Below are 16,845 nucleotides of genomic sequence, written 5' to 3' on the forward strand. Positions count from 1 at the left end.
TGCGGATCTATTATGCAAATTCGCGGCTTATTTGGTGGCGTGGCAGGTTTTCACCACCGGCAGGCACAGACGATGGCGCATACGTAACGTTGCCAGCCCCAGCACGATCATCATGCCGGTTTCCACGGCGAGGAAGACGTTAATCGCCTGGGTGTAATCGCCGTGGTGGTTTTGCAGCGCGTGCAGCAGGATCGCACCAAAAATCGCCGGGCCAAGCCCCAGGGCGGCCTGCTGCAGCGTACTTAAAATCGCGCTGGCCGCTCCGGCATCGTCAGGCTGAATGTCGCGCATCCCGATGCGGTAGAAGCTGTTGACGATCAGCGCCTGCCCATAGCCAACCAGCCCGGTTGCCGGTGCCAGCGTCAGCGCCGTGTTGTCCATGCCCCAGAGACGGAAGGTGGCAATCAGCGCCAGCAGGCCGATAATCTGAATCGCCAGCCCGGTCAGCAGAATCGAGCTGGTGCTGTAGCGGGCAATCAGACGCGGGGCAAACCATGCCGATATAAAATAGGTCACCCCCAGGGCGATAAAACTGTTCCCCGACTGCCACGGTGCCATTCCCAGACCGGTTTGCATGGTCAGCGCCATACAGAACATAAACCCGGACCAGACGCTGAAAAAGAGCAGCGCAATCAGCACGCCAAAGCGGATGCTGCGAAGCTGCATCAGACGCGGCGGGATCAGCGGATGGGCATCCTCACGCTCTTTTTTACGGGCATTTAAGACCATCAGATACCCCAGCGGGATAATCGCCATCAGTGCGGCATTCAGCGGCCAGGACCAGTGCCACTGCGGGCCGAGGGCCATCGGAAACAGCAGGCAGCAGAGAATGACGGCCAGCAGGACGGTGCCCGTCCAGTCAATGCGCGACGGGGTTTCGCGACGGGTTTCCGGCACATAGCGACGGCTCAGCCCCAGAACCACCAGACAGATGGGCACGTTGATAAAGAAGGCGTTACGCCAGCCCAGCCCGGCGATATCCGCCGACACCAGCCAGCCGCCGCCCATCTGCCCGACGATAAACGCAATGCCGCCGATACCGCCAAACAGGCTGATCGCTTTCGCATGGGCCGTGCCTTTTAGCGTCACGTGCAGCGTGGCGAGGATTTGCGGCACGATCAGCGCCGCTCCTGCGCCCTGAATGATGCGCGCGGCAAGCAGTTGCTCAATGGTTCCCGCCATTCCGCACAGCAGCGACGCCAGGCCAAAACTTGCCACGCCCCACATAAACAGACGACGGCGCCCGAGGTTATCCCCGAGCTTGCTGCCAAGGGCAAGGCAGACGGCGAAGGCCACGCCGTAGAGCGCGACAATCAGCTCCAGTTCGGTGGCGGTGGCGTGCAAGGAGTGGGTGATAGCGTCCAGCGCCACGTTGGTGATCGAGGTATCAATCAGCGGCAGCATCTGGCCGGTTAACAGCAATATCAGGCCTGCGCGACCCGGTGAAACAACTGACGTATTCATGGTAACTCCATTGCGTCATTCAACAGATGGTCGTAGCATCAACGATCTGATAAACGGGTACCAGTTCTTGCTTATACTGGTACTGGCACTACCATGCAGGGGGAGTTATGGCGCTGATGTCTGAACCTGTTGTCTCACTCAAGGACGACACGCGAAAACAGCTGGGGGCATTTTTACGCGCCCGGCGTGAGAGCCTTGATCCACAGCGTCTTGGATTGCCGCGCAGCGGCCGCCGCCGCACGCCGGGGCTGCGCCGTGAAGAGGTGGCTTTGCTGGCTGACGTGGGCGTGACCTGGTACACGTGGCTGGAGCAGGGCAGAGATGTTAATCCCTCCAGCACCGTGATGGCGGCAGTGGCAAAAGCGCTGCAATGCACCCCGACCGAGACGCGCCATCTGTTTGTGCTAGCCGGATTGCCGCCGGGTGAAGCGCCACAGGCGACGGGCTGCGAGGGGATTAGCGAGGGCACGCGTCGCCTGCTTGATACCCTCATGCCGAAACCCGCCAGCATCCAGAAACCCAACTTCGATATCGTGGCGTGGAACGACAGCTTCGGGCACTTAATGGGCGTCGATTTCAATGCGATCCCGCCGGAAGATCGCAACTGTATTTATCTTTTCCTCACCCATCCCGCATGGCGTGCGCGGCTTGGCAAGCGTGACGACGTGCTGCCGATCTTTGTCTCCTATTTCCGCGCGGCGATGGCCGAGCACCGGGGCGATCCGCTGTGGGAAGCGAAACTGGCGCGTTTCTTTGCGGTGTCTGAAGAATTTAAAACCTTGTGGCATCAGCGCAATGACGTGCGCGGGGTGGAGAACCAGCTCAAGCTGTTTACCCATCCTGAGCTGGGCGAGTTTACCCTGCAGCAGATGTACTGGTACTCTGCACCGCGTAATGGATCGCGGCTACTGGTCTATCTGCCGGTGGATGACGCGGGGGAGAGGGCGATGGAATGGCTGGCGGAGCAGGCAAAATGAAGGTAACCCGAAAACATGAGCGGCTTTTGCGCCGCGCGCTCAACGAGTGGCAGCAGGAAGGCACATTAAGCGCTGACGAGCATCAGCGTCTGGCGGGCACCTTGACACGCGTCACCATGGACTGGCAGCGGCTCAGCCGCTATGCCTTCTGGACGGCGCTGGCCTGCGTGATCATCGCTATCGGCAGCCTGTTCTCCGACAGTGAACTGATGGCGCGCATTATTGCATTCTTCTCTTTCTCCTCCATCGCCCGCATCGGGCTGCCTGCGCTGGTTGCCGTGCTGTTTTATCTGTGGGGCTTCAGCCGACAGCGGCGGGAAACCCAGTGGCATTACAGCACTGAAGCCATGCTTTTCCTCGGCGTGCTCTTTACCGCCATCGCGCTCTGGCAACTCGGGGAGCGGCTGGATAACGGCAGCGGCCATATCGCACCGCTGTTCCTGGCGGGATGTGCGGTTTATGGGCTGGTGGGCTTCTTTGGTCGCTCCGGCCTGGTGTGGCTGTTTTTCCTGCTCTCACTCGGTAACTGGTTTGGTGCGGAGACGGGCTATATGTCCGGCTGGGGCGCCTACTGGCTGGGAATGAACTACCCGGTACGCTTTATCTTCTTCGGCGGTGCGCTGCTGGCACTGTGCTGGCTGCTGCGCGGAAGGCTGCAGGCGCGCCATCTATACACGACCAGCAAAGCGATGGGGCTCACGTATCTGTTTGTCGCCCTGTGGATCATGTCGATTTTCGGCAACTACGATATCGATAACTGGTATGGCGTTACGCAGGCTTCGCTGCTGCCGTGGGCGCTGCTGTTCGCCGTGGCGGCAGTGCTCTGCATTTACATCAGCCTTAAAACCGACGACGGCATGCTGCGCGGTTTTGGTCTGACCTTCCTCGCCATTAACCTCTACACCCGCTACTTCGAATACTTCTGGGACGGCATGAACAAAGTGGTGTTCTTCCTGCTCCTCGCGGCGTCGCTGGCGGTGATTGGGCGCTATGCAGAACGAATCTGGCACGCGGGTAACCCGGCCAGGTAAGTTTTTTGCGAGAAGGATTCAGGGAATCGACGTGGACTCGGTTGATCCTGGCGCAAACGTGTAAGGTAAATCACGAAAGGTGAAATTAGCCTTTAATGCAAATTGCCTTATATGTTAATATCGTCAGGGATGAATAACCATGTTCAGACTTATCGTTCATCATGCGGTTCGGGAGGAAATCCTCGCATTGCCTGCGGTGGTACAGGCGAAGTTGATTCGCCAGCTAGATAAATTGCGTACTCATCCAACCGCATTGAGGGAGCCTGATAGCAAGCCGTTGCCACATGGCTTGTTTGAAATAAGAACAGTTGGGCTGCTCCATAGTCGGGGAATATATGTCTACCAACGGGAGAAGACCATTTTTCTGTTGCGGGTCTTTATTAAGAAGACGCAAAAAACCCCCTCCGCTGAAATCCGTCTGGCACTGAAGAGACAACAGGAGATGTTGGATGAGCAAGAAGATTATTAACTGGGACGAATTAAGAGCTGAGTTATTAAGTGATTCAGAGGTACAGGCATCTTTTGATGCGGAAGAGCGTAAAGCGCGTCTTCGTGACATGCTGGCGCAATGGCGAAACCAGGCCGGACTGACGCGTGCGCAGGTGGCTGAAAGGATGGGGGTTAGCGCGCCAACGGTTTCCCGAATGGAAGCAAATATCACACGTGCCAGTCTGGATACCTTAACGCGTTATGCGTTGGTGTGTGGGGTAAAGCATCCGCAGATCACGCTTTATTAACAGCTGGCACGCCGGGATCCAGCGTGCCAGTACTGATTAGCACTCAGTCACAATCGTGCTCAGCGGCAGGCGAGATTTTGGCAGCGTGGCGTTGAAATCTTCCACGCTGTGATGCCCAACCGGCACCACCACCAGGCTGGTGAAACCTTTCTCTTTCAGGCCGAACTCTTCGTCGAGGATCGCGGCGTCGAAACCTTCAATCGGTACCGCATCCAGGCCCAGTGCAGCCACGCCCAGCAGGAAGTTACCCACGTTCAGATAAACCTGTTTCGCCATCCACTGGTCGTCATCTTTCAGATCCACACGGTGCATGTCAGCGAAGTAGGTACGACCTTTATGGTTCGCCGCTTTGGCTTCTGGCGTGTTGAAACGGCCATCGGCTTCTTCCTGATCCACCACGCGTTCCAGCCAGGCATCATCCATCGCGGTTTTCGCGCAGAACACCACCACGTGAGAAGCGTCCAGCATTTTGCGCTCGTTGAAGACGTAAGTGCCTGCGGCAGATTTCGCCACGCGAGCTTTACCTTCCTCAGTGCTGGCGACAATAAAGTGCCACGGCTGGGAGTTGGTGCTGGACGGGCTGTATTGCAGCAGGGTTTTGATCTTTTCCGCTTCGTCTGCGGTCAGTTTTTTAGCGGGGTCGAACGCCTTGGTGGAGTGGCGTTTCAGGGCGACAGAAATAATATCCATAACAACTCCTGGTAATGAAATTCGCCCGCACGCGGGCGCGAAAGGAGAGCAGATTACAGCGAGACGCGGAAAAAGATAAGTGCGATTCGAGCGCTTATACTGTTCGTCCCAGACGAACAATCAAACCGGTCTGATCCACTTCTGGTCTTTTTTCGGCAGCTTATCCACCACCAGATTCCACGAGTCATTGATGAGATCGGTCACCAGCTCTGGCGTAACGTCGTCGGTGCCGTAGAGGGAAATCCAGTGTTTTTTATTGAGGTGATAGCCCGGTTCAACCCCGCGATAAATCTGCTGGTTTAACAGCGATTTTTCCGGGTCTGACTTCAGGCTGACGTGGGGCCGTCCATGTACGGTGGCCATCAGCATGAAAATTTTTCCGCCTATCTTAAACACATCGTATTCCGGCCCAAACGGCCAGCAGTGTTCGGTGAAAGGCAGCTCCAGCGCCACGCGTTTGGCGTGCTCCTGCAGGGATTTACTGTCCATCGCTCTCTTCCTGGGCAAGCCCGCGCCACATAACCTCAAACCCGAGCGCTTTAAAATCGACGGCGCGAGAAGGATCGCGGGTGGCAAATTCCATTGTGGATTCGGCAAGCGATAAGAAAAGCGCATCGCCAAAGGTTTTAAACTCATCGGACATAAATACCTGGCGCACCGAACGGCGGCAGAGTTCATGCAGCTCCGGGAACATCTCTTTCACCGCCAGCTCCGTTTCGGCGCTCAGCTTTTCACTCACGCCTATCTGGCGGATTGCCGCATGTGCCACGGGGTTACGAATCCCCCAGTCCACATAGCTGTTCCAGATGTTTCGCGTATGCTCTTTCGGTGTGGTAAGGCTGCGATCCAGATTAGAGAGCATTGACTGACAGAGGTCCTGCTTGAGGTGCAGGTAGAGGGCATTCAGCAGATCGTCTTTGGTAGCAAAGTAGCGGAACAGGGTACCTTCGGCGACGCCCGCTTTACGGGCAATTAACGCCGTTGAGGCGGCAATACCTGACTGCGCAAATGCCGCGGTTGCGGCGTCCAGTAAGGCCTGTTTTTTATCTTCACTCTTCGGACGTGCCACTAAATTTTTCCTCCTGTCAATTGTAAAAACCCTGATTGAAACACGTGCTTTGACCCGCTGCAACGCGGAATGTCAAAGATCGAAAACGTCTTGACGACTTTATCATCATATCTATAATGAGTGCTTACTCACTCATAATCAAGTTCAGCCCGCGCAAACCATCGGATGGGGCGCGTTTTCGGGTCAGGATATGAAAAAGTCCCTCTTCATCTGCGTGGTGTTTGTCATGATTATTGCTTCAGCCGCGAGTTTACCGTTTGTTCTGAATGCCGGATTTGGCCAGCCACCGCAGGGTGCGCAGCTCACGGAAGTGGAGGCCTCGCCGCAGTATCGCGACGGCAAATTCCACAATACGTTGCCCACGCCAGGCTATAACGGCGACAAAAATATGCTGGTGGCGATGTGGGAGTTCCTGACCAAAAAGACCGAAAACGCCCGTCCTGCACAGCCGCTGCCGCTGGTAAAAACCGATCTCGCGAGCCTGCCGCGGGAGCAAGAGACGCTGGTGTGGCTCGGTCACTCCTCCTGGTATATGCAGCTTGCGGGGAAACGGATCCTTATCGACCCCGTTCTCGGGAATTACGCCGCGCCGTTTTCATTCCTCAACAAAGCCTTCGCCGGGGAGTATCCCTGGCAGGCGAGCAGCATGCCGGAGATCGACCTGCTGATCATTTCGCACGATCACTACGATCACCTGGATTACGCCACCATCACGGCGCTGCTGCCAAAGGTGAAACGCGTGGTCACTCCGCTGGGCGTGGGATCGCACCTGCGTTACTGGGGAATGAAGCCGGAGATTATTGAAGAGCGCGACTGGAACCAGTCGGTGCGCATCAGCGAGGCGCTGACGGTGCATGTGCTGCCCGCGCGTCACTTCTCCGGGCGCGGCATCAAGCGCAATCAAACCCTGTGGGGCAGTTTTATGTTCGTTACGCCCGAACAGAAGATTTATTACAGCGGCGATTCAGGTTACGGGCCGCATTTTAAGGCCATCGGCGAGCAGTTTGGCGAAGTGGATTTAGCCATTATGGAAAACGGTCAGTACGACCAGGACTGGAAGTACATCCATATGCTGCCGGAAGAGACGGTGCAGGCCTCGGTGGATCTGAACGCGAAAGCCGTGGTGCCGGGACATAACGGGCGCTTCGTGCTGGCGAAACATACCTGGAACGATCCGCTGATCCAACTGGCAAAAGCCAGCAAGGACAAAAATTATCGGCTGTTGACACCCGCGCTGGGCGAGCCTGTCCGGGTGAGTGATCCCACGCAAACATTTCGTGAGTGGTGGGAATAATGATCAATCAGGAAGCTGAAGGGGAGAGCAGTATGACCATTTCCGCTCAAGTCATCGACACTATCGTCGAGTGGATCGACGATAACCTGCACCAGCCATTACGTATCGAAGAGATTGCCCGCCATGCGGGTTACTCGAAATGGCACCTGCAGCGGCTGTTTATGCAATACAAAGGGGAGAGTCTGGGGCGCTATATCCGTGAACGCAAACTGCTGCTGGCGGCGCGGGATCTGCGCGAATCAGACGCCCGGGTGTACGACATCTGCCTGCGTTACGGGTTTGACTCGCAGCAGACCTTCACCCGCATCTTCACCCGCACGTTCAACCAGCCGCCTGGGGCGTATCGTAAAGAGAACCACAGCAGGGCACACTGATCTGTTTTGCCCGGTGGCGGTTTCGCCTGACCGGGCCTGCATCCTTACGACGCCAGTGAAAACCAGCGGCGCCAGACGAAACGCAGCACGAAGAATTCGATGGCGCCGAGCAGTAAGAACCACACGCAGAACAGAATGGTGTAGAGCTGGTTAAGGTCGACCATGTGGAAGGTCTGAACCAGCTTCTGCGCCAGCACCAGCCCGAGAGAGGGTGCCGGTAACAGCAGGCACGAAAGCAGGGCCAGCAATAAAATGCCGCCCGCAGTGAGCAGCGATTCTAACGGGTGTTTCATCGTAATGTTAATCGTCAGTTAAAAATGTCATTGTCCGGCATCCCGGAACGTAAAGCAATATAAACCCGCCCACCCGGTTTCACTGAAATAATCACCGCTTATCAGCTTCTTATTCGTAAAATAAAAATAAATCCTCACGCGCGATTAAAAGAATATCGCGTTATGTCAATTAATGTCTGGATTACGAAAATAATTTTACAAAGGAATAGGTGCTATATCCAATTAACGTTGCAATAACAATGGCTGCGATAATGTATAACGCCAGACGGCGTCCGCGATAAATACCAAACATGGTTCCTCCTCGTTTAAAGTTGGTTTAGAAATATTTTGTAAAAATTGGCTCATCGAAATAGTTTTATGCAGTTTTGAATAACCGAGAAGTCATTATATTGCGGTAGATCAATTTTACTCGCAAGACTTTAAAATGAATTTATTTTAGCCCGAAAGGAATTCAGGCTTCAGTTCACCGGATATTGAAGGAAAAATACGATGACCGAAAAAAAATTGTCCTCGAACGTGCCGCCTTCCGGCGGGCTGGCATACCAGCAGACCGTAGAGCAGGTGCTTGCGCACACCCAGAGCCAGGCCACAGGTCTGGATCGTGCAGAGGCGCAGGCGCGTTTGCAAAAACATGGCCCGAATGCGCTGCCGGAGAAAAAAGGTAAACCCGCCTGGCTGCGTTTTTTAGCCCATTTTAATGATGTTCTGATTTATGTCCTGCTGGCCGCAGCCGTATTAACGGCAATAATGGGCCACTGGGTTGATACGCTGGTTATTTTAGGCGTGGCGGTGATCAATGCGTTAATTGGTCATATTCAGGAAAGCAACGCGGAAAAATCGTTGAAGAGTATTCGTAATATGCTCTCCAGCGAGGCGCGCGTTATTCGCGATGGCAACCATGAAACAATACCCACAACTGAAATAGTTCCGGGCGATATTATTGTTTTACGTGCGGGGGATCGTATTCCCGCAGATATGCGCTTAATCGAAGCACATAATTTACGCGTGGAAGAGGCGATTCTCACCGGCGAATCAACGGTGGTAGATAAACACACCAACCCGTTGAACGGTGAACTGCCGCTGGGCGATCGCACTAACCTGGTCTTCTCGGGCACCACCGTAAGCGCGGGTGGGGGGATCGGCGTGGTGATTGCCACCGGGCAGGAGACCGAGCTTGGCCACATCAACCAGATGATGGACGGGATTGAAAAACACCGCACGCCGTTGCTGGTACAGATGGACAAGCTGGGCAAGGCTATCTTCGCCATTATTCTGGCGATGATGGCGGCGCTGTTTATCTTCAGCCTGGTGTTCCGCGAGATCCCAATGGGCGAGCTGCTGCTCTCGCTGATCAGCCTGGCGGTGGCGTCCGTACCGGAAGGTCTGCCAGCGATTATCTCCATTATCCTCTCTCTGGGTGTGCAGGCGATGGCGCGCAAGCGGGCGATTATCCGCAAGCTGCCAACGGTTGAAACCCTGGGGGCGATGACCGTGGTCTGCTCGGATAAAACCGGCACCCTGACCATGAACGAAATGACGGTGAAGGCCATCATCACCGCTGACGCCTGCTACCGCGTGGACGGCAACAGCTACGAGCCGGTGGGTAACATTTATCTGGAAGGCAGCGACGAGCCGATGCAGATCCAGCCGGACACCGTGCTGGAGCAGTACCTGCGCACCATCGACCTGTGCAATGACAGCCAGCTGATTCAGGACGAGCGCGGCCTGTGGGGCATCACCGGTGGGCCGACCGAAGGCGCGCTGAAGGTGCTGGCGGCGAAAGCCCACCTCGCGCCGGTGATGACCACGCTGATTAACAAAATCCCGTTCGACTCGCAGTACAAGTACATGAGCACCCACTACCAGATTGGCAGTGAGGAGCAAATCCTGATCACCGGCGCGCCGGATGTGATTTTCGCCCTCTGCGCACAGCAGCAGACCCGCAACGGTGCGCAGGCGTTTGACCGTGCGTACTGGGAAAGCGAGATGGAGCGCTATGCGCGCCAGGGGCTGCGTATGGTGGCCGCGGCGTTCAAACCGGCAAACGGCGAGCAGGCGCTGACGCATGACGATCTCAGCCACGGTCTGATCTTCCTCGGTATCGCCGGGATGATGGATCCACCGCGCCCGGAAGCCATTGACGCCATTAACGCCTGCCAGCAGGCGGGGATCCGCGTGAAGATGATCACCGGCGATCACCCGCAGACGGCAATGAGCATTGGCCAGATGCTGGGGATCACCAACAGCGAGCAGGCGGTGACCGGCTACCAACTGGAGAAGATGGATGACACCGAGCTGGCGGACGCGGCGGTGAAGTATGACATCTTCGCCCGTACCAGCCCGGAGCATAAGCTGCGCCTGGTGAAAGCGCTGCAGGACAAAGGCGAAATCGTAGGCATGACCGGCGACGGCGTGAACGATGCCCCGGCGCTGCGTCAGGCGGACGTGGGTATTGCGATGGGCATCAAAGGCACGGAAGTGACCAAAGAGGCGGCGGACATGGTCCTGACGGACGATAACTTCGCCACCATTGCCAGCGCGGTAAAAGAGGGGCGTCGTGTCTACGACAACCTGAAGAAAACCATTCTGTTCATCATGCCAACTAACCTGGCGCAGGGGCTGCTGATTGTGATTGCGCTGCTGGCGGGGAACATCATTCCGCTCACGCCGGTACTGATTCTGTGGATGAACATGGCAACCTCCGCCACGCTCTCCTTCGGCCTGGCGTTTGAAGCCGCCGAGCGCAACATCATGCGCCGTCCGCCGCGTCAGACCGGGCAGCACGTGATGGACGCGTATGCCGTGTGGCGCGTGGCCTTTGTGGGCACCATGATTGCTATCGCCGCCTTTGCGCTGGAAGCCCTGCTGGCCCCGCGCGGTCACAGCGCGGAGTTCATCCGCACCGTGCTGCTGCAGATGCTGGTCTGCGCCCAGTGGGTGTACATGATCAACTGCCGCAACACCGAAGGGTTCTCCCTGAACCGCGGCCTGCTGGCAAACAAAGGGATCTGGCTGGTTACCGGCGTGCTGTTCCTGCTTCAGGCGGCCATCATCTACCTGCCGTTTATGCAGATGCTGTTCGGGACGGAAGCGCTGCCGCTGCGCTACTGGTTCGTAACGCTTGCGGTAGCGGGCGTGATGTTCTTCGTCGTCGAAATCGAGAAGCGACTCACCCGCAGGTTCCGTAAGGCTGCATAACCTTTTGCCCTCACCCTAACCCTCTCCCACAGGGAGAGGGGACCCTGACCTCCCTCTCCCTGTGGGAGAGGGCCGGGGTGAGGGCAACAACCCTGAGGTACTCCCATGAAATTCCCACTCCTGTTCGCACTGCTCACCTTCACCCTGCCACCTGCCTTTGCCGCCGCCATTCCTGTTCGCGTTGCCACCGTGGAACAAACTACCCACGCTGCTGAACGCCAGATCCCCGGCCGCATCGAGGCGATTCACACCGTTGAGCTGCGCGCACGCACGGAAGGCGTGATAACCAAAATCAACTTCCGCGACGGGCAATATGTGAAAAAAGGCGACGTGCTGTTCGAACTGGATGATGCCGAGCCGCGTGCTGCCGTGCGTCTGGCTCAGGCCGAGGTGACAAGCGCTGAAGCGACGCTGCGGCAGGCGCAGCAGCAGCTCTCCCGTTTTGAAAGCCTGGGCAACAACAACGCCATCAGCCGTCACGATGTGGATAACGCCCGTATGCAGCGCGATGTTGCCCGCGCTGCGCTGGAACAGGCGAAAGCCCGGCTGGAAACCCGCAACGTGACGCTGGGGTACACGCGCATCACGTCACCGATTGCCGGGCGCGTGGGGCACAGCAACTTCCACGTCGGCAGCCTGGTCAACCCCGCAAGCGGTGTACTGGTGGATGTGGTGCAGCTGGATCCGATCCGCATCGCTTTTGCGCTGGAAGAGGGCGCGTTTGCCGCTAAAGTCGGCAAGCATACCGATCTCCGCGCCATGAAGCAGGCCTGGCAGGCGTTAATTGACAACAACGGCCAGCGCATCGTCGGCGAGCTGACGTCGGTGGACAACCGCATCGACCCGCGCACCGCCAGCGTAATGCTGCGCGCCGAATTCGCCAATCCACGCCATCAGCTGCTGCCCGGCGGCAATGTGAATGTTTTTCTGCGGCCCGCCAGCGCAACGCCGGTTATGACGCTGCCCGCCGCTGCCGTACAGCAGAATGACGACGGTTTCTTCGCCTGGGTGGTAAACGCCAACGGCAAGGCGGAAAAACGTCCGCTGACGGTCGCCGGACAGATCGGGCAGCAGTTCCAGATCGCCTCTGGCGTACAGCCTGGTGAGCGAGCGATCGCTGACGGCGTGCAGCGTGTTCAGCCCGGCGCTGCCGTCCAGATACTGAATTAAGGAGCCATCATGCTGACGTTTTTCATCAAACGCCCGCGCTTTGCGATGGTGATTGCGCTGGTCATTACCCTGTTGGGGGCTATCGCGCTGAAGCTGATCCCGGTGGAGCAGTATCCGCAGATCACGCCGCCGGTCGTGAATGTGTCAGCGTCATGGCCGGGGGCCAGCGCGGCTGACGTGGCCGAGGCCATCGCCACGCCGCTTGAGACCCAGCTTAACGGCGTGGATCACATGCTGTATATGGAGTCCACCAGTTCGGATGAAGGCACTTACAGTCTGAACATCACGTTTGCTGCCGGGACAGACCCGGATCTGGCCGCCATCGACGTGCAAAACCGCGTGTCGCAGGCTGTGGCGCAATTGCCGACCGAGGCGCAGCAAAACGGCGTGCAGGTGCGCAAGCGCGCCACCAACCTGATGATGGGGGTAAGTCTTTACTCACCGGAAAACACCCACACGCCGCTGTTTGTCAGCAACTACGCCAGCACTCAGGTGCGCGAGGCGCTGTCCCGTTTGCCCGGCGTCGGGCAGGTGCAGATGTTTGGCGCGCGCGACTACAGCATGCGCATCTGGCTGCGGCCCGATCGCATGAACGCGCTCAACGTCACCACCGACGACGTGGCGCAGGCGCTGCGCGAGCAGAACGTGCAGGGCGCGGCAGGCCAGGTCGGTACACCACCGGTCTTTAACGGCCAGCAGCAGACCCTGACCATCAACGGGCTGGGGCGCTTAAACCAGGCAGAAGAGTTTGCCAACATCATCATCCGCGCGGGCGAGATGGGGCAACTGGTACGCCTGCAGGACGTTGCCACCATCGAACTTGGCTCGCGCAGCTACAGCTCCGGCGCGCAGTTGAACGGACATGACTCCGCCTACCTCGGCATTTACCCCACTCCGTCTGCTAACGCCCTGCGCGTTGCCGGGGCGGTGCGTGCAGAGCTGGAGCGTCTCTCGACGCGCTTCCCGGACGACCTGGTTTATGAGGTGAAATTCGACACCACCACCTTCGTGGCTGCCACCATTAAAGAGATTGGCGTCTCTCTGGCGCTGACGATGCTGGCGGTGGTGGTGGTCGTTTCCCTGTTTCTGCAGAGCTGGCGCGCCACGCTGATTGTCGCCCTTGCCATTCCGGTGTCGCTGGTGGGAACCTTTGCGGTGCTTTACACGCTTGGCTATTCCGCCAACACGCTCAGCCTGTTCGCCATTATTCTGGCGCTGACCATGGTGGTGGATGACGCCATCGTGGTGGTGGAGAGCGTCGAAACGCTGATGGCGGAAGGGCAGAGCCGGACGGCGGCGACCGCGCTGGCGCTGCGCCAGATTGCCGGGCCGGTGATCGCGACGACGCTGGTGCTGCTGGCGGTATTCGTGCCGGTGGCGTTGCTGCCGGGGATTGTCGGCGAGCTGTACCGCCAGTTTGCGGTCACGCTCTCCACCGCCGTAACGCTCTCAAGCCTGGTGGCGCTGACGCTGACGCCCGCGCTGTGTGCGCTGCTGCTGCGTCCGCGTCCGGCGCAGCCCGCGGCGATTTTCCGCGGCTTCAACCGGGGGCTGGAGGCCACGCGTAGCCTCTACTCCCGCATGGTGAGTATATTCACCCTTCGTCCGTGGCTGGCACTGCTGGCCACCGCTGGCGCGGCGGCTGTGGTGGTGTTCAGCTTTATGTCGATGCCTAAAGGTTTTCTGCCGCAGGAAGATCAGGGCTACTTCTTCGCCAGCGTTCAGTTGCCGGAAGCGGCCTCGCTGGAGCGCACCGAGGCGGTGATGGCTACGGCACGCGAATTAATTGCTAAACATCCGGCGGTGGAAGACGTGATTCAGGTCTCCGGGTTTAACATCCTCAACGGCACCAGCGCCTCCAACGGCGGGTTTATCTCCATCATGCTGAAGGACTGGAGCGAGCGTCCGCCGCTGGATGAAGTGATGGGTACCCTTCAGCGCCAGCTGCTGGCGCTGCCGGAAGCAACCATCATGACCTTTGCCCCGCCGACGCTGCCGGGGCTGGGCAATGCTTCCGGCTTCGACCTGCGTATTCAGGCGCAGGCGGGGCAGAGCCCGGCGGAGCTGGAGCGCATCACCCGCGAGGTGCTGGTGAAAGCCAACCAGCATCCGCAGTTGAGCCGCGTATTCACCACCTGGAGCAGCAACGTGCCGCAGCTGACGCTGACCGTTGACCGCGAGCGCGCGGCGCGTCTCGACGTACCGGTGTCACGCATCTTCAGCAGCCTGCAAACCGCATTTGGCGGCACGCGTGCCGGGGATTTCAGCGTCAACAACCGCGTCTACCACGTGGTGATGCAAAATGAGATGCAGTGGCGCGAGCGCGCCGGGCAAATCAGCGAGCTGTTTGTGCGCAGCAACAACGGTGAGCGGGTGCGCCTGAGTAATCTCGTGACCATCACACCCACCGTTGGCGCGCCGTTCCTGCAGCAGTACAACCAGTTTCCGTCGGTGTCGGTGAGCGGTTCCGCGGCGGAAGGGGTGAGCAGCAGCACTGCGATGGCGGCGATGGGCGACATTCTGGCGCAGAGCCTGCCCGCCGGGTACGACTACGCCTGGAGCGGCATGTCGTATCAGGAGCAGCAGACCGGTAATCAGGCGATCTGGATTGTGCTGGCGGCGGTGGTGATGGCGTGGCTGTTCCTCGTCGCCCAGTACGAGAGCTGGACGCTTCCGGCGAGCGTAATGCTCTCGGTGCTGTTCGCCATCGGCGGGGCGCTGGTCTGGCTGTGGATAGCCGGCTACGCCAACGACGTGTATGTGCAGATTGGCCTGGTGTTGCTGATAGCCCTTGCTGCCAAGAACGCGATCCTTATCGTCGAGTTTGCCCGCGCGCGGCGCATGGAGGGGATAGCAATTGTCGATGCGGCTCGCGAGGGGGCATCACGCCGCTTCCGTGCGGTAATGATGACGGCGGTATCGTTCATTATTGGCGTCCTGCCAATGATGCTGGCGACCGGAGCGGGTGCCCAAAGCCGTCGCATCATTGGTACTACGGTATTCAGCGGTATGCTGGTGGCGACCGTAGTGGGGATCCTGTTCATCCCCGCACTGTTTGTGCTGTTCCAGCGCCTGCGCGAGTGGGGGCACGGCCTTACGGACTCGTCGCCCACAGCTCGCAGTGCTTCTGAACCAGAGAAATAAGCGAGCCGCCGTCGGCGATAAAGTCCCGCATGCGCTGCGCCTCGCTCTTGCCCTGCTTTAACAGCAGGGCAAGTTCCTTAATCGCGCTCGTCGCGCCGAGTTTCTCGGCCGATGGCGCAACCTGCTCCAGCAGCCAGGCAAGATCTTCCGCCACCGTCTTATGCTCGCCGGTATGCACGTCCGTCAGTATGCCCTCAAGCCCGTAGCGACACGCCTGAAAACGGTTAAAGCGATACAGCAGAAAATCCCTCTCCTGATGCTTATACGGCCGGGTGGTCAGCAGCCAGTGGGATGTCGCCTGGATCAGCCCGGCGATATTGATCGCATGGCCGAGCGTCAGCGGCGTATCCATCACCCGCACCTCAACGGTGCCAAAATGCGGGCTGGGGCGAATGTCCCAGTGCAGATCTTTAATGCTGTCGATCATGCTGGTTGAGCTCAGGCGGCGAAACAGCCCCTCGAACTCCTGCCAGTTGTTGACCCACGGCATCTGCCCGTTATCCGGGAACCCGGAAAAGATATTGAGTCGCGAGGAGGCAAACTTCGTGTCCGTGCCCTGCATGTAGGGTGATGCGGCGGCCAGGGCGATAAAGTGCGGGACAAAGCGTGACAGGCCATGCAGCAGATAAATCGCGTCATCGCCGGTCCGGCACCCGACATGCACGTGCTGGCCAAACACCGTCGCCTGTAAAATCAGATAGCCAAAGCGCTCCAGCGTGATGTTGTAGCGCTCGTCATCGCACACCTCCTGCCGCTGCCACTTCTGGAACGGATGCGTCCCGCCGCCGCAGATCTGAATATGATGCTCCGCCGCCGCCCGCAAAATGCTCTGCTGCATCATGGAGAACTGTGCCGCCGCCTGATCGATGTTCTGGCACACGCCGGTGGCAATCTCAAGCATGCTTTCGGTGATATCGTGTTTAACTTCACCGCCTTTGATGTCGTCTTTAACGGCGGCGATAAGCGCGGAAGAGTCCTGGCTCAGATCGTATCCCGGTGGGTTAACCACCTGCAGCTCGAGTTCGATGCCAAGGGTATAGGGTTCAGAGGATTTGAAATCGGGTAAAGGCATGGCGCACTCCGTTGTCTGTCGTGTGTTGAGTATAGACAACGACGTGGCGCTCACTTTTTACAGTGGTATAACTGTTAGCAGGCTTAGCGAAAAGGGGAGTTAACCATGTCTGACAATCCAGTGATTGCGCTGATTGGGCCTGGTGCAATTGGTACCACTATCGCCGCGGTGCTACATGACGCTGGCCGCACGCCGCAGTTGTGCGGACGCACCGCACATCCTGAACTGCGTCTGCGCGACGACGAAGGTGAAACGGTCGTGCCGGGTCCGGTATTAACCGACCCGTCCGTCGTCACGCGTCCCGCCGATCTGGTTTTTGTGGCGGTAAAAAA

General features: G+C 58.3%; 16 protein-coding genes. 10 read left to right on the forward strand and 6 right to left on the reverse strand.

Features of this window, described 5'->3' with window-relative positions:
• Positions 1 to 27: 27 nt before the first annotated feature.
• Positions 28 to 1,464: an MFS transporter gene (locus AX755_RS08560; protein ID WP_045293293.1), complete on the reverse strand. Its 1,437-nt coding sequence runs from the start codon at positions 1,462 to 1,464 to the stop codon at positions 28 to 30.
• Between the two features lie 107 nt (positions 1,465 to 1,571).
• Between AX755_RS08560 and AX755_RS08565 the strand changes: the two genes are divergently transcribed.
• The 4 genes from AX755_RS08565 to AX755_RS08580 all read left to right on the forward strand — a co-directional run bounded on the left by AX755_RS08565 (position 1,572) and on the right by AX755_RS08580 (position 4,209).
• The gene (locus tag AX755_RS08565) at positions 1,572 to 2,441 is read left to right on the forward strand and encodes a helix-turn-helix transcriptional regulator (RefSeq protein WP_013097685.1); all 870 of its coding nucleotides are present in this window, start codon (positions 1,572 to 1,574) and stop codon (positions 2,439 to 2,441) included.
• Positions 2,438 to 3,472 carry a hypothetical protein gene (locus AX755_RS08570; protein WP_062856609.1) on the forward strand — a complete coding sequence of 345 codons (1,035 nt, stop codon included), beginning with the start codon at positions 2,438 to 2,440 and terminating at the stop codon, positions 3,470 to 3,472. The genes AX755_RS08565 and AX755_RS08570 overlap by 4 nt, the downstream gene beginning before the upstream one ends.
• Positions 3,473 to 3,611: 139 nt before the next feature.
• Positions 3,612 to 3,941: a type II toxin-antitoxin system RelE/ParE family toxin gene (locus tag AX755_RS08575; protein WP_014830966.1), complete on the forward strand. Its 330-nt coding sequence runs from the start codon at positions 3,612 to 3,614 to the stop codon at positions 3,939 to 3,941.
• The gene (locus AX755_RS08580) at positions 3,922 to 4,209 is read left to right on the forward strand and encodes a helix-turn-helix domain-containing protein (RefSeq protein ID WP_013097683.1); all 288 of its coding nucleotides are present in this window, start codon (positions 3,922 to 3,924) and stop codon (positions 4,207 to 4,209) included. Before AX755_RS08575 ends, AX755_RS08580 begins: the two co-directional genes overlap by 20 nt.
• A gap of 36 nt (positions 4,210 to 4,245) precedes the next feature.
• On the opposite strand, the gene nfsB is transcribed toward AX755_RS08580, so the two are convergent.
• The 3 genes from nfsB to AX755_RS08595 all read right to left on the reverse strand — a co-directional run bounded on the left by nfsB (position 4,246) and on the right by AX755_RS08595 (position 5,968).
• Complete coding sequence (gene nfsB / locus AX755_RS08585) at positions 4,246 to 4,899, reverse strand: oxygen-insensitive NAD(P)H nitroreductase (RefSeq protein WP_013097682.1); 654 nt, start codon at positions 4,897 to 4,899, stop codon at positions 4,246 to 4,248.
• A 120-nt stretch (positions 4,900 to 5,019) separates the two neighbouring features.
• Positions 5,020 to 5,388, reverse strand: a complete 369-nt coding sequence (locus AX755_RS08590) for an MmcQ/YjbR family DNA-binding protein (protein WP_062856610.1) — start codon at positions 5,386 to 5,388, stop codon at positions 5,020 to 5,022.
• Complete coding sequence (locus AX755_RS08595) at positions 5,378 to 5,968, reverse strand: TetR/AcrR family transcriptional regulator (RefSeq protein WP_013097680.1); 591 nt, start codon at positions 5,966 to 5,968, stop codon at positions 5,378 to 5,380. The genes AX755_RS08590 and AX755_RS08595 overlap by 11 nt, the downstream gene beginning before the upstream one ends.
• Positions 5,969 to 6,158: 190 nt before the next feature.
• Between AX755_RS08595 and AX755_RS08600 the strand changes: the two genes are divergently transcribed.
• Positions 6,159 to 7,262: an MBL fold metallo-hydrolase gene (locus tag AX755_RS08600; RefSeq protein WP_020689369.1), complete on the forward strand. Its 1,104-nt coding sequence runs from the start codon at positions 6,159 to 6,161 to the stop codon at positions 7,260 to 7,262.
• Positions 7,263 to 7,294: 32 nt separating this feature from the next.
• Complete coding sequence (locus AX755_RS08605) at positions 7,295 to 7,636, forward strand: RamA family antibiotic efflux transcriptional regulator (RefSeq protein WP_014830972.1); 342 nt, start codon at positions 7,295 to 7,297, stop codon at positions 7,634 to 7,636.
• Positions 7,637 to 7,680: 44 nt separating this feature from the next.
• Here the strand turns inward: AX755_RS08605 and AX755_RS08610 are convergent, their stop codons facing one another.
• Positions 7,681 to 7,929, reverse strand: coding sequence for a DUF1158 domain-containing protein (locus tag AX755_RS08610; RefSeq protein WP_013097677.1), 249 nt, complete (start codon positions 7,927 to 7,929; stop codon positions 7,681 to 7,683).
• Positions 7,930 to 8,418: 489 nt separating this feature from the next.
• On the opposite strand from AX755_RS08610, the gene AX755_RS08615 reads away from it, so the two are divergent.
• The 3 genes from AX755_RS08615 (at position 8,419) to AX755_RS08625 (ending at position 15,441) form a co-directional block, all read left to right on the forward strand.
• Positions 8,419 to 11,127, forward strand: coding sequence for a cation-transporting P-type ATPase (locus AX755_RS08615; protein WP_062856611.1), 2,709 nt, complete (start codon positions 8,419 to 8,421; stop codon positions 11,125 to 11,127).
• Between the two features lie 105 nt (positions 11,128 to 11,232).
• Positions 11,233 to 12,297, forward strand: coding sequence for an efflux RND transporter periplasmic adaptor subunit (locus AX755_RS08620; protein ID WP_062856612.1), 1,065 nt, complete (start codon positions 11,233 to 11,235; stop codon positions 12,295 to 12,297).
• Between the two features lie 9 nt (positions 12,298 to 12,306).
• Positions 12,307 to 15,441, forward strand: a complete 3,135-nt coding sequence (locus AX755_RS08625) for an efflux RND transporter permease subunit (protein WP_062856613.1) — start codon at positions 12,307 to 12,309, stop codon at positions 15,439 to 15,441.
• Here the strand turns inward: AX755_RS08625 and AX755_RS08630 are convergent.
• Entirely contained in the window at positions 15,392 to 16,513 is a 1,122-nt protein-coding gene (locus AX755_RS08630) for a YbdK family carboxylate-amine ligase (RefSeq protein WP_023620415.1), read from the reverse strand. The genes AX755_RS08625 and AX755_RS08630 overlap by 50 nt on opposite strands.
• 105 nt (positions 16,514 to 16,618) lie before the next feature.
• Between AX755_RS08630 and AX755_RS25740 the strand changes: the two genes are divergently transcribed.
• A partial coding sequence (locus tag AX755_RS25740; RefSeq protein ID WP_331710272.1) for a 2-dehydropantoate 2-reductase N-terminal domain-containing protein occupies positions 16,619 to 16,845 on the forward strand: 227 nt, incomplete at its 3' end.

The sequence above is a fragment of the Enterobacter sp. SENG-6 genome (genome assembly GCF_001605945.1).
GTDB classification, from domain to species: Bacteria; Pseudomonadota; Gammaproteobacteria; order Enterobacterales; family Enterobacteriaceae; genus Enterobacter; species Enterobacter cloacae.